Consider the following 13,383-nt stretch of genomic DNA (forward strand, 5'->3'; position numbering starts at 1 on the left):
GCGTTCACTGCCTCACCCTCGGGGACAGCCTCATGGCCATCAAGCGGAAGCGCATGGCGTCTCCGGGCCTCACCGACTTCGGCATGAACAACGGGAACGCCTATGCCGAATTGTGGGAGCAGCGGAGGATCTACGTCGATCCCGGCCCCGATGCGGCGGAGGAGGCTGTCCCTGCCGGCACCGGGGCCGAGGAAGGCACGGGTGAGGGACTCCGGGCCCGACAGGGAGCCGCGTTCCCGATCCCGAAGATCATTCACCAGACGTGGAAGGATGCGGACGTTCCCGCGCGCTACCTCGAGTGGCAGGAAAGCTGGCGGGCTTTGAACCCGGGCTATGAGTACCGCCTGTGGTCCGACAACGACCTCGAGGCGCTCGTTCGCGACCGATATCCCGAGCTGCTCGAGCTGTTCCTCTCCTACGCTTCGCACATCTGCCGCGTCGACCTCGGCCGCTACCTCGTCCTGAACTCCTTTGGCGGCGTCTATGCCGATCTCGATTGCGAATGCCTGCGCCCGCTGGACGGCCTCCTGGAGAGCCGGGAGTTCGTGATCGGATGCGAGCCGCAGGAGCATCTCGCACTCGCCAAGGCGGCGGCCAGCGGCCTCTCCCGGATCCTGTGCCCGACCTTCATCGCCTCGATCCCCGGCCATTTGTTCTGGGATCACCTTCTGGGTCGGCTGCAGGAGGCGCGCGACCATGAGGACGTGCTCGATTCCACCGGACCCTTCGTCCTCACCCGCGCCTATGAAAGCTTCGCCTCGCCCTCTTCGCTGAGCGTGCTGCCCCCCAGCGAGCTTTACCCGGTGGACCGGGAAAGATGCGATTCAGGCCAGGTGTTCGACCTTGAATATTGGGAGGCGGCGACGCGCGACGCTTATGCGATCCACTATTGGGACGGCTCCTGGTGGCGGGACGGCAGCGAGCTTGCCAGCGGCATCCAGACAAGCTGTGGGATCAACGTCGTCGGTCCCGCCTCGCCGTCGCCGCAGGGGCCCGGCAGGCCGAGAGTCTCCTGCCTGATGGTGGTCACCGACGAGGATGCCCTCGCCGAGACGTCCCTTTCCGGCTTCCTCGCCCAGACCTACCCCGACAAGGAGCTGGTGCTGATCGACGCCACCGGCTCGGCGCCGGCCTGGATCGATGAGGCCGCCAGGCAGGAGGGAGTCAAAGTCTTGCGCCTTCCGCGGCAGGCGAGGGGGGCACCGGCCTGGACAGATCCGGCCTGGACGGACCTGGCCCTCCGGCAGGCGAGGGGCGATTATCTCTGCATCTGGGATGCCGATGCCCTGCACGATCCCGTCCGGCTGGAGTATCAGCTTGCGGCGCTCGCCGTCGGCGCGGACGCTTCGGTGATCGGGACATCGATCCGTCTCGAACTCGATCGCAGACGCCTGAGCATCGGCGCCTTCGAGCCGTGGCAGACAAGCTTCTTCTGCCGCCGCGCAGTGTTCGCCGGCACTCTGGCCCGGCTGTGTCTCAACTCGGCCTCGCTGGAGGAGATCGTCAACGACCTCTCGGTGGCGGAGATCGATCTTCCGCGCCTTTTCGCCCGCATCGGCTCCTGGGAAGACCGGAAGCTGTCGCCCTTTGCGAGGAACAGCTACAGCGGCACCCGCTATGGTGCTGTGGCACGGGAACTGGCCAAGCGGCTGCCGATCGGCCAACTGCTCGCGCGGGAGGACGGCAGACCTCCGGCGAAGCATCGCTCGTCCTATCGGCGCCAGACAGCGACCGGCTGACACGGTTCAGATCGGGCCGACTATCCCGTGCTGGCGCAGTAGCTGGATGGTGTTGAAAATGTTCTTCGAAGCGCCCTCGAAGCGGATTTTCACGTCTTCGAACGCACAGCCCACATATTCGACGGTCCCGCCAAAATAAACGAGCGTCGATCTGTTGAACGTGCAGTTGATATACCTGACGCCGTCGAACGAAACGGACTCGTCGCCGAATACCCGGTCTTGGACAATGAAGGGTTCGCGTGCCGTACTGCTCAGGGATTCGATGCCGGACGGGATGGCGCGCTCCGACTGGATTTCATATTCCTTCACCGGCAAATCGGCCGAAACACGGGCTAGCGCCTCGTCATAGTCCTCATATATCAGGCTCGCTTCCTGAAACAGCTCGCGGAAGTGAGAGTCCCCCCACGTGTTTCCGCCGTAATTGACGTAGCAATAGAGCTCGGGACAGTCGGACATGGAAATCAGTTGGTCTCTCACCAACGCCTCGATCAGCACCGCATCCTCCATCTTGGTCATGGAGGGATAGCGGGGGATGGCGTCGCGGCGGATCAACATCGATCCTTCCCACCCACGCGCTTTCGATACGCCCATCAGCCGACGCTTCGGCCACCACAGCAGCCAGCGGTCCAGGAAATGCGCCACGGCTTCGGTGCTCGCCAGCGCTTCCACCTGATAGGCGATCCGGCGAGGGTGGTAGAGGTCGTCGTCGTCCCACTGGCAGAGGAGCGAACCCGAGGCCGCGGCCACGCTGGCGTTCCTCAACTCGCCGAGCACCATCCGGGGCGTTTCGATATATTTGATGGACCGGTCGCCGAGGCTCGATACGAGCCGCGAAAGCTCGCTGTCCGGCCTGTCGCAGACGATTATCAGCTCGCGGTTCGGATAGGTCTGCGCGCGGTAGCAATCGATCGCGATGCGGGCGGGGAACGCCTCGCCGCGGCTCACCATGAGGCAGCTTACCAGCGGCGCCGGGCCACCGGCGGAAGCCCCCGCCGCATCGGAGTCTAACGGGATCGGTCTGCTCCTTCACCAGCCATCTCCGGTCAGAAGCAGGAGCAAGGGCTTTGCGTCAAGCATGTGCCCGCTGCTCCTTGTGAGGCGTGCGCGCTAATTGCTTGGCGCAGACGCAAAATTCGGCTAGGGCGAGCCACCGGTCGAAGAGGCTTTTGCTCCGCTTCGCCTGGTTCGGACGTTCCGGTGATGCGCAATTCCTTGTGCTGCATCGGAAGCGACCGGATCTCTCATCGACCGTGCGGAGCTTCCTGTAAGCGCCCTACCAAGCTTTAAGGAATGAACATGGCCTCTCGTCACCTTCTCATCGGCATCTCGACGCTCGCTCTGGCGGCGGGCACTGCAAGCGCTCAGAACAACAACCAGGTCACCACCTCGGGCAGCGGCAGCGTCGGCACGTGCAACAACAGCGGCACCAGCGGGAACATCTGCCGCATCATCCAGGTCGGCAACAACGACAGCGCGACTGTAACGCAGGGCAACGCCATCCCGTCCTCGACCCGCAACACGGGCATCATCACCCAGATCGGCGACAATGACAGCGCCTCGATCACCCAGAACGGCAACGACAATTTCGGCCAGCTTCTGCAGGGCACGTCCACGCAGCGCGCAAGCAACAACAGCTCGACGCTTAGTCAGCAGGGCTTCCTCAACAGCGCCACGGTCAGCCAGAACGGCGACGGGAACGATTCGAGCGTCGCCCAGAACGGCGGGCAGCAGAATCCCAACTCCACGAGCGGCGCCAGCCTCGAAGGTAGCGGCAACATTGTCCGCATCGTCCAGAATACGAGCCAGACTTCGAGCCAGGGGCGCAGCAGCAGCACCGTCAATCAGACCGGGAACAGCAACAGCGTTTCCGTGACCCAGAGCGGCATCACGCAACGAAGCACCGTCGCTCAGGGCGGGGACGTGCAAACCGGCACCATAATTTTTCCATGCGGCCCCGGCACCAACTGCATGGTGCCGGTCTTCACGCCCACATCGGCCAACAGCAACAGCGTCACCATCATGCAGAGCGGCTCGTTCGGCTCCTCGACGGTTACGCAGCAGGCGCCCGGCACCGGCGGCAACACCTCGGTGACGAACAACGTCGCGAACGTTCGCCAGGACAGCGAGAACAGCACCGGCACCGGTTTCGGCGGTGCGTCCAACGTGTCGAACGTCACGCAGCAGAGCAGCGGCAATACGGCCGTGGTCGTGATGACCGGCGGCAATAATGCCGGCGGGTTCGGAACCACCGACGCCAACACGCGGAACGTCAGCCAGATCACCCAGCGGAACAGCACGCAGTCTTCGACGGTCCTGTCGAACAACGTTGCGCGTGCGTTCCTCGGCCGCGGCGATCAGCTCAGCAGCACCATCGCGCAGGACGGCCGCAACAACTTCGCTGAAGTGACGCTTGCCTCCGGCGTCGCGGGGAGCAATTCCAGTGTGCAGGGCGGCCGCTCCACCGGCAACTCGAGCGCCGTCAGCCAAATCGGCCGGGGCAGCGTCGCCGTGGTGGTGACGCAGGCGGGCCGCGGGCAGACCGGACAGGGCATCGGCAACGTCAGCTCGATCAGCCAGACCGCGACCGCGAACTTCGCGGCTCCGACGGGCGGCGTGACGGCGTTCAACAGCTCCAGCGAGACCGGCTTCTTCCCGGGTTCGCGCGGTCTCTACGCGGTGTCCTACCAGCAGGGCCAGTTCGGCAACCTCACCATCAACCAGAGCGACACCAACGCCGGCGGCGGCGGTTCCGGAACTACCTATTCGAACGGCGCGGTCGCACGTGCCCGGGCGCAGGTGTTCCAGGCGGGGCGTCTGATGAGCGTGACCGTCAACCAGACGGGGGACAACTTCGCGGATGTGACGCAGGGGCGTCTCGGCCTGGATGCGAGCGGCACGATCAACCTTGACCAGACCGACGCCGGCGATACGTCGGTGGCGGGCGGCGGGTTCGATCCTCAGGGCAACCCGAACAGCAGCTTCAACCGCCAGTCGAACACCGCGACGATCGTGCAATACGGCACCAGCAACACGATCTTTGCGCAGCAGAACACGCGTGCGGGTTCGGCCACGATCTTCCAGAACGGCGGCTCGACCAACAATGTCGACATGCAGCAGGGCACCGGCAGCACCCAGTTCTTCAACGCGGACTCGCCGAGCACGATCAGTGCATCGCCGAGCACGGGTGCGAACACCCAGAACCTGACTGCGAGCATCACGCAGGGCGGCAGCAACAACGGCATGCGCGTCCGCCAGGACGGCACCAGCCTGGTGGCGACGGTGTCGCAGCTTGGTACGGGCACCGGAGCTCCGATCGCTGCCAATGCGGGCAATGCGCAGGGCGGCACGCAGGCCAACCAGTCGAACGTCGGCAACATCATTCAGGTGATCCAGCAGGGCACGAACAACCAGGCGACTGCACGTCAGACTGCGAATGTCGGCCAGTCGGCAGCCGGTTCGGTTGCAAGCGGCACGGGCAATGCTGCGGCCTCGCCGGGTGCGTTCACGGGCGGCGCCCGCTCTCCGGAGATCAACATCCTCCAGGGCGGCACCGGCCAGCGTGCCTATGCCGAGCAGCGCGGCAAGGGCCAGGTTGCACGGATCGAGCAGAACGGCACGAACAACACGGCCGGTATCCTTCAGGACACGGGTGCGACGAACGCGACGGCCCGGATCACCCAGTCGGGCACGGGCAACTCGTTCTTCGTCGTCCAGACGCAGCCGGGTGAGTTCATCAACGTCAACCAGACGGGCAGCAACAACACGGCGGTGACCCAGAGCGGCGCCACCGGAAGCGGCAGCTTCCAGGGCACCGCAGCCCCGGCCGGCTTCCCGACCTTCTGATCGGCACTACAGCCGAACATTACAGCCCCGGCCGAGCGATCGGCCGGGGCTTTTGTTTGCGCTCAGCCTTGCCCCGGGGCGTGGAGCGGCCGACCCGCACGAGCAGCCGAGTTAATCCGCTATTCAGCCCCGGCCGCCTAGCCGCGGGGCGAAATTCAATGCGCTGGTGAAACGCCGATCGAGGCGTTAGAAGCTCGCGGCAACTCTCGATAGGATCGATCATGTCCCCTAAGGCTTTGTTGTTGGGTATTTCCCTCGCCGCGCTCGCAGCCGGAAGCGCGCATGCGCAGTCGAACACCAACACGTCCCAGTACAATCAGACCGGGACCGGCAACAACGCCACCATCGACAACAATATCGAGGGGAACAGCAACAACTCGGCGACGATCATCCAGAACGGGACGACCAATAACGCCCTCGTGGTCCAGCGGGGCACCTTCAACCGCTCGTTCATGCAGCAAATCGGAACGTCCAACCAGGTCGGACACCGGCAGACCGGAAATTCGAACAGCGCGGACTCGCGCCAGAACGGCGACTTCAACGGCAGCTTCATCACCCAGGTCGGGAACAACAACACCGGCACCGCGATACAGGTCGGCTTCTACAATACGAGCACCGTCCGGCAGGGTTATGCCGTCGATTCCACGGTGCCCAACGGCGAGAACCGCTCGGCCAACAACAATGTCGCTTCCATCGACCAGAGCGGCGCCGGACTGTCCTCTGTAGTGAACCAGCGCGCGGCAAGTGTCGCCGGCCTCGCCGCTTCGGACAACACTGCAAACGTCTTCCAGCGCAGCTCCGGCACATCGAGCACGCTCCAGCAGATCAGCCAGATCACGCAGGAAAGCCGCGGCAATTACGCCGAGCTGTTCCAGTATGAAGGCAGCACCGCGGCGCCCAATTCGAGCACGATCGTTCAGCGCAACAGCAGCGCGCCCGGGACCAATCCCGTCTCGAGCAACGCAGCGAGCGTCGCCCAGCGCGGCGCCGGCAACCAGAGCCAGCTGACCCAGGACGGCTTCCGCAACATTGCCCAGGTGCGCACGCAAGGCGGCGGCACCGCTTCGGCCGACGGCAACCGGAACGTGATCTCGCAGACCGGCAACGATCTTGCCGCGCAATTGACGGTGGGCCGCTCGACCGCCGCGGCGGTCGGCAACAGCGCTACGATCACTCAGACGGGCAATTTCAATTCGGCCGGCATCTTCCAGTACGGCACCCGCGACCAGGCGAGCGTGACGCAGAGCGACGGCCTCAGCGCCGGCACGACCTCGGCGCGGGCCCTTGCCGGGGTTTACCAGAACGCCGCCGGGGATAGCGCCACGGTCCAGCAGGCGGGCGACAATTTCGCGGATATCACGCAGGCGTTCGGATCCGCGAGCAGCGTCTCGGTGCAGCAGCGCGATGCCGGCGACCAGGGCAGCACTCGCGCGTTCAACTCCGCAACGGTTGCGCAATACGGCACGAACAACCGCGTCACGATCGGACAGGATGCTGTCGGCGCTCAGGCGACCGCGTGGCAGAAGGTCGGAAGCGGCAACAATACCGCCGACATCGCCCAGGGCCTCGGCCGCACCAGCCTGCCTTCAACCACCGCCACTCCGGGCTTCGTCGCCGGACCCACCGGCGCCGGCACGATCAACGTCACTGCGAACGTGACGCAGGCGGGCGCCTTCAACGATGCCACCGTTCATCAGGACGGCGTCTCGCTCACCGCGAACGTCGACCAGAACGGCACCGGCACGGCGAACCTCCGCAACATCGTGTTCGTCTCCCAGACCGGAACGGGCAATTTCGCACGCGCTTATCAGGGTCCGGGTGTCGGGGCTTCGGCGGCCGGCGACCCGGCCAGCGGCAATTCCTCGGCCCAGAACGGCGGCGGCGCGGCTGACGAATTCTACTTCGGCGGCGGCGCCCGCTCCGCCGAGCTCCGGATCCTGCAGACCAACAGCGGCAACAGCGCATCGATCGAGCAATATGGCCGCGGCCAGCTTGCCCGCATCGAGCAGTCGGGCGCGAACAACTCGGCCTCGATCGTCCAGCAGGCGGCGGCGACCAACGCAACCGCGATCATCCGCCAGACCGGCAGCGGCAACAGCTACAATGTGACGCAGGTCTCGCCGGGCCAGTATGTGGTCGTCACCCAGACCGGCAACAACAACTCGGCCAACAACGTCGTCACCCGTCCCTGACGCGTCCCGGAGCGCCCCCCGGGCGCTCCGCGCGATCAGGCCGCCGGCGTCTGCTCGAACAGGTCGATGAACCTCGCGGTGTAATTGTAATCGCCGCAATGGATGATGGCCTCGTCGACGCAGACGAAGAGCTCGCGCCTCATCGTCTTCGTCCATCGGTAGCAGAAGGAATAATCCTCGCCGAGCCGGACCCCGTCCGGCGCGACCGGCGCGAAGAAGGACCAGCAGGTCTGGCCCGGCCCGGCGCTGAGATCGAGGCGCGGCTCGACCGCCTTGGCCTTTACCATGGCCATCAGCGCGCCTTTCGAGATGTAGGCGCAGGCCATGCCCACCGCGGCCGCCCGGCAGAAGCCGTCGGTGACCTCGACCGGAGCCTTGTCGTTATCATTCCACGAGAGCTTCACCGTGAAATCGGACGCCTGCGCAATCGCGCGGGGGACGTTACCATGCTGCTGTGCCGCGGAAAGCAGGGTGCTGAGGTTGAGGGTGCGGCGGGTGCAGGCCGCGGCCACCACGTCCTTCCCGGTGCGCAGCATCTTCATCATGATCTCGGGATCGAACGCCATGTCCGAATCGATGAAGATCAGCCCGTCAAGATCGTCCGAATAGACGACCATGTTCGCGAACATGTCCCGGGCGGTCACGATCTCGGCCGAATCGATATTGTGCAGATAGGCATCGATGCCGTGCGACTGCAGCAGCTTGACGAGATTAGCGATCGTGAGCGCGGTCGAGCTCTTCATCGACTGTGAAGTCGTCGGGAGTGCGATCAGAAGTCTGCTGATGGCCGCCATCGTGTCGATCTTGCCTTTCACTGGTTCGCTTTGGCGTCGGCTTAGCCGCCCGGAAAAGCGGTGACTACCGTCAAGTTGGCCGTGCTCCCCCGTGATGACCGCGCCGCTCGCCTCGACTGGACGCGCAGGGCTTTTCCGCCGCTGCCGTGGACTTTTCAGGCGGTTAGCACTAAGTTGCAGCTGTCGTGACCAGTCGATCCGCCTTTGCCCTTGCTGCCGCCGCTGCCCTTTGTGCAGCAAGCGCCGCGCATGGCCAGGCGTCGCGTGCAGTCTCGGTCGAGCAGCTGACGCCGGCCGGCACCTCGAGTCAGCAGCGCGCCGATCGGGTGAACGTCGCTCCGGTCCGCGGCCGGTCGTCCTCCGCTTCGGCTCAGGAGGGCTCGCTGCGCAATGTCGCTCCGGCGGTTGCGCCCGAGGTTCTCGAGGCATGCCGGCGCGCTCAGGCGGGCGATCAGGCGGCGCCGGAGGGTGTCGATTGCATCGCCGCGCTCCAGGTGGCGAGCCAGGCGGCTCCGATCGCAACGGCCGAGGGTTCGCTGCTGGAGATGTTCGGCCAGCCGGGAACTGTCACGACCGCTTCGACTGCGCCTTCCGTCGGTGGCTCTACCGATGCGAACAGCGTGGCGCGGGATCTTTCCAACGGCGATGTCCAGAGCACTGGCGTTGCGGGCATCGTCGCCCGCGATCGGGGCGCCACGCCGCCGCCGAGTTCGCCACGCTAGCGCACTTTCCGCGGACGATTGGTCCTGATGTTCAAGCTGCTCGGAGCAATGACTGCAATGGCATCGCTGATTTCCGGTGAGGGCGCCGATCGCGCGCAAGCTCCTGTGTACCTGGTGGCGGAGCCCTCGGCAGGCGGTGTGCGCGTCCAGGTCCTCGGCAAATCCGATGCGCCCTACGAGGGGGTCTTCTCGCTGGACGTCGAAGCCGGGGGCAATGTGTCGCGGCACCGCGGCTCGGTTACCCTGGGCGGGGGTGAGCACGTCACGCTCTCGACGGTTACCGTCGGTCTCGCACCGGCAGCCGCTTGGCGCGCAACGCTGAGGGTGGAGCCGAAGTCCGGAAGTGCTTACGAGCAGGTACGAACGTCCGAATAGCATCCAGTCTACGGCGGTGGGCGCTCGGCATTAGCGAGGAATGAAGTGGCTTCCGATTTTCGGCGCCTGAACGAGATTGGGTGGAAGGATCGCGCTTTGCTGCTGGAAGCGGCGCGTGGCCTTCTGATCGCCTCGCTTGCAATCCGGCTGCTGCCGTTCCGGGTGCTCGCATCCCGCCTTGCCGGCCCTGCTCCTGCTCATGGCGGCCGTTCAAGCGCGGATTTCGCGGAGATCGGGCGGATCCGCTGGGCGGTCGAGGCGTGCGCCCGGCGGCTTCCGTGGCGGATCGTCTGCTTCCAGAAGGGGCTGGCCGTGCACAGGATGCTTCTGCGCCGCGGCATCGCCTCGACGCTTCATTACGGCGTCGCGCAGAAGCCGGAGCGCGGCCTCAGCGCCCATGTCTGGGTCACGTATCAAGGCGAAGCCGTGATCGGAGGCGAAGAGGCGACCGGCTATACCTGCCTTGCGACATTCCCCGCTCTTGGCCTTCGCTGATCGCGGATGGGCGAGCTAAGTGACCTTCCCATGGCGGGGCAGCCGCTCGCGCCCCGAAGCGACGCGGCGGCCGCTGCTGAGCCCGTTGGAGAGCGCAGCCGGGTGCTGGCGGCCTACCTCAGCGACTTCTTCAGCTATTCCCGTCCCCAGGCGCTCCAGGCGGGCCTGTTCCTGGCGCTGGGCGCGTTTGTGGAAGGTGCCGGGCTCCTGCTGCTCGTTCCGCTGCTCGGAGTCGTGCTTGGCGAGGGCTCCGGCAGCCGATGGGTGGACCAGTTCACCCAGCGGCTGCTCGATCTTGCCGGCGCCGGCTCGCAGCTTGCGAAGCTCGGCCTGGTGCTCGGGCTGTTCGGCTTGATCGTGATCCTGCGCGGTCTCGTCATTCGCGCCCGCGACGTCCTGATGGCGAGGCTGCAGGTGGGTTTCGTCGAGGCGCAGCGGCTGCGGATCATTCAATTGCTCACCGGCAGCCGCTGGGAAGTCACGACGCGGCTCAGGCATGGCAGGATCATGCACGTGCTCGGCGGCGACATCGACGCCTGCGGGGACGGCACCGCCCTTCTCCTTCACGCGACCGTGGCGTTGACCCTGCTCGCAGGTCAGATGCTGCTCATGTTCCTGCTTTCATGGAAGCTGGCGCTGTTCATCCTCGGCCTGCTGGTGGTTGGAGCACTCGCGATGCGGCCGCTCCTCAACCGCGCGAAGCGGCTGGGCCAGTCGCTCACCAACGCTAACCTGTCGCTGGTGAGCGGCACGAACCAGTTCCTCGGCGGGCTCAAGCTGGCGCTCAGCCAGGACCTCCAGCTCGGCTTCCTGAGCAGCTTCCAGACGACCTTGCGGGAAGCGGCCGAGCGGCGGGTCGCCTTCGTCAGGCAGCGGACCGAGGCCCAGCTCCTGATCACTTCGGCCGGAGCGGTCGTCGCGAGCCTGGTGATCCTCGGCGGTGTCGGCTTCTTTGCAGCCGCGCCCGCCACCTTGCTGGCTTTCCTGTTCGTGCTGAGCCGTATGGTGACCCCGCTCGGGCAGATCCAGATGGGCGTGCAGCAGGTTTTCCATACCCTGCCCGCCTATGCCAAGGTGAAGGAACTGCAGGCCGAGCTGGCGGCGGCGCAGGCGGACGGGCGGCCGCCGGCGCAGGATATGGAGCCGCCGTCGGGGCCGATCGTCTTCAGCGGCGTGAGCTTCTGGCACGAAGGCGATGGTGCAGGCGCCGTTCCCGGCGTTCGGGATCTGGATCTCACTCTGGAGGAGGGCGCCTTCATCGGTCTGGTTGGGCCCTCGGGTGCGGGCAAGACGACTTTCTGCGACCTGCTAGTGGGCCTTTATCCGCCGCGGAAGGGAATTGTCAGCATCGGCGGCCGGCCACTGGAAGGTGCCGCGGTTGCGGCATGGCGTGCCTCGCTCAGCTATGTCTCGCAGGATCCGTTCCTCTTCCACGACAGCATCCGGGCAAACTTGCTCTGGGCGCAGCCGGAGGCGACGGAGGAGCAGCTTTGGTCCGCCCTGCACATCGCCGGCGCCGACATGTTCGTGCGCCAGCTGCCCGAAGGGCTCAACACGATCGTCGGGGAGCGCGGCGCGCTCGTCTCCGGCGGGGAGCGCCAGCGCCTGGCGCTTGCCCGAGCGCTGCTGCGCGAGCCGAAGCTGCTCGTGCTGGACGAGGCGACGAACGCGATCGACGTGACAGCCGAGCGCGGCCTGCTGGAGCGGCTTTGCGCGATGCCGGGGCGGCCGACCATCGTGATGGTCGCCCATCGCGATGCTTCGCTGGGACTTTGCGATCATCTGATCGAGCTGCGCGACGGCCACCTGGTCGGAGGACGTTGAGGTGGCGGTGAGCGAGCATTCCGCGAAGGCCGATGCCGCGCACTCGGCAAACCTATACAGCGTGTTCGGGCTTCGTGTCCGCTCCGAGATCGCCCTCGGGGAGCTTGCGGCGGCGGAAGCGGGGGCCGGGGATGTCGTCATCCGCATCGGCTCGCTGCCGCCGATCGAAGGAGAGCGGGTCAACAGCATTGCAGTGACCGCCGAGGGGGCGATCCTCAACATCCCCAAAGCGGGCCGATATCTGATCCGGGACGGCCGTGAGATCATCGTGGATCCCGATCCCGAAGGCTCCGAGCGGCATCTGCGGCTGTTCCTGCTCGGATCCGCCTTCGGCGCGATCCTCCACCAGCGGCACCTGCTTCCGCTCCACGCCAATTCGATCGAGATCGGCGGTCGTGCAGTGGCTTTCATGGGCCATTCGGGGGCCGGCAAGTCGACGATGGCCGCCTGGTTTCACGACCGCGGGTTCAACGTGCTTGCCGACGACGTCTGCGTCGTCACCTTTGGAGAAGACGGAGCGCCGGTCGCGCAGCCGGGCATTCCGCGGCTGCGCATGTGGAGGGATGCCTTGGAGGCGAGCGGGCGCTCCGCCGAAGCGCACGAGCTCTCGTTCGACGACGCCGACAAGTATAATGTGCCGACCCGCGACGGAGGAGCAACGGGCGCGATCGCCCTCGGCGCGATCTACTTGCTGAGGAAGAGCGAGGAGGAGGCCCCGGCGGGAGATTTCATCCAGCGCCTAAGCGGGATCGAGGCGATCGACGCCCTGGTCGCCAACACCTATCGCGGCGCCTACGTGCCGATGATGGGCACCAGCCGCGAGCATCTCGCAAGCTGCGTCGCTCTTGCCCGAGCGGTTCCCGTGTTCGCCGTTCAGAGGGTCTGGGGGAAGGACCATCTGGATCGCCAGTTCGAGGCGATCCAGGAGCATGTCGCCTCGCTCCTGGCGGCGTAAGCCGGGCTCAAGCCTGGACTTCGACGAGACCATCCGAGCGGAGATCCGACAGGAGGCGGGTCACCTCGGCCCGGCAGACGTCCGGCTCGACCTCATATTCCTCTTCCAGTGCCGAGCAGATCTCGCCGAGGGATTTGGGGCTGTCCAGCAGCCGCCAGACCCGCGAGCCGACGGCGTTGAGGCCGTAGCATTGGCCCTTGTCCACATCGAGCGCGACAATCTCCTCGTCCACGTCCGATTCCAGAAGCTCTCCGACCTTCCTGAACACCGTTTCCCGGCTGAACTCGCTCGCCATGCGCCTTTACCTGATCCTGCTGTGAGGTGCCGTGTGACCGGCGCCACCGCCTAGGGGCCGAGGCCGAAAAAGGGAAGCGCAATCAGCGGCTGGGGAAGCGCCTTTGCCGCCGGAATCCTTGATCGGGCGCGCATATGCTGCTTTGGCCG

At 65.8% G+C, this 13,383-nt stretch carries 11 protein-coding genes; 8 read left to right on the forward strand and 3 right to left on the reverse strand.

From position 1 onward, the window contains the following. Nucleotides 1-1,739: glycosyltransferase (locus VF662_RS00035; RefSeq protein ID WP_464136200.1), on the forward strand; the 1,739-nt coding region annotated here is incomplete at its 5' end. Nucleotides 1,740-1,745: 6 nt separating this feature from the next. Here the strand turns inward: VF662_RS00035 and VF662_RS00040 are convergent. Further along, complete coding sequence (locus VF662_RS00040) at nucleotides 1,746-2,687, reverse strand: glycosyltransferase family 2 protein (protein ID WP_464136203.1); 942 nt, start codon at nucleotides 2,685-2,687, stop codon at nucleotides 1,746-1,748. A 348-nt stretch (nucleotides 2,688-3,035) separates the two neighbouring features. Between VF662_RS00040 and VF662_RS00045 the strand changes: the two genes are divergently transcribed. Both VF662_RS00045 and VF662_RS00050 read left to right on the forward strand, forming a co-directional pair. After that, the gene (locus VF662_RS00045) at nucleotides 3,036-5,582 is read left to right on the forward strand and encodes a beta strand repeat-containing protein (protein WP_464136204.1); all 2,547 of its coding nucleotides are present in this window, start codon (nucleotides 3,036-3,038) and stop codon (nucleotides 5,580-5,582) included. A gap of 242 nt (nucleotides 5,583-5,824) precedes the next feature. Then, nucleotides 5,825-7,774: a beta strand repeat-containing protein gene (locus VF662_RS00050; RefSeq protein ID WP_464136206.1), complete on the forward strand. Its 1,950-nt coding sequence runs from the start codon at nucleotides 5,825-5,827 to the stop codon at nucleotides 7,772-7,774. Nucleotides 7,775-7,809: 35 nt separating this feature from the next. On the opposite strand, the gene VF662_RS00055 is transcribed toward VF662_RS00050, so the two are convergent. Next, on the reverse strand, nucleotides 7,810-8,589 hold the full coding sequence (locus VF662_RS00055) for a hypothetical protein (RefSeq protein ID WP_464136209.1): 780 nt from the start codon (nucleotides 8,587-8,589) through the stop codon (nucleotides 7,810-7,812). 164 nt (nucleotides 8,590-8,753) lie between these two features. On the opposite strand from VF662_RS00055, the gene VF662_RS00060 reads away from it, so the two are divergent. The 5 genes from VF662_RS00060 to VF662_RS00080 are packed head-to-tail and all read left to right on the forward strand — an operon-like array spanning nucleotide 8,754 to nucleotide 12,939. Further along, nucleotides 8,754-9,290 (forward strand): hypothetical protein, encoded by a 537-nt coding sequence (locus VF662_RS00060; RefSeq protein ID WP_464136211.1) that lies wholly within the window; start codon nucleotides 8,754-8,756, stop codon nucleotides 9,288-9,290. Nucleotides 9,291-9,317: 27 nt separating this feature from the next. Continuing rightward, nucleotides 9,318-9,665 carry a curli-like amyloid fiber formation chaperone CsgH gene (gene csgH / locus VF662_RS00065; RefSeq protein WP_464136213.1) on the forward strand — a complete coding sequence of 116 codons (348 nt, stop codon included), beginning with the start codon at nucleotides 9,318-9,320 and terminating at the stop codon, nucleotides 9,663-9,665. A gap of 45 nt (nucleotides 9,666-9,710) precedes the next feature. Continuing rightward, nucleotides 9,711-10,160 (forward strand): lasso peptide biosynthesis B2 protein, encoded by a 450-nt coding sequence (locus VF662_RS00070; RefSeq protein ID WP_464136215.1) that lies wholly within the window; start codon nucleotides 9,711-9,713, stop codon nucleotides 10,158-10,160. Nucleotides 10,161-10,166: 6 nt separating this feature from the next. Further along, complete coding sequence (locus tag VF662_RS00075) at nucleotides 10,167-11,984, forward strand: ABC transporter ATP-binding protein (protein WP_464136219.1); 1,818 nt, start codon at nucleotides 10,167-10,169, stop codon at nucleotides 11,982-11,984. A 7-nt stretch (nucleotides 11,985-11,991) separates the two neighbouring features. Continuing rightward, nucleotides 11,992-12,939, forward strand: a complete 948-nt coding sequence (locus VF662_RS00080; protein WP_464136222.1) for a hypothetical protein — start codon at nucleotides 11,992-11,994, stop codon at nucleotides 12,937-12,939. 7 nt (nucleotides 12,940-12,946) lie between these two features. On the opposite strand, the gene VF662_RS00085 is transcribed toward VF662_RS00080, so the two are convergent. After that, entirely contained in the window at nucleotides 12,947-13,234 is a 288-nt protein-coding gene (locus VF662_RS00085) for a PqqD family protein (RefSeq protein ID WP_464136227.1), read from the reverse strand. Between the last annotated feature and the right edge of the window lie 149 nt (nucleotides 13,235-13,383).

This window comes from Allosphingosinicella sp. (assembly GCF_036387215.1).
Lineage (GTDB): Bacteria > Pseudomonadota > Alphaproteobacteria > Sphingomonadales > Sphingomonadaceae > Allosphingosinicella.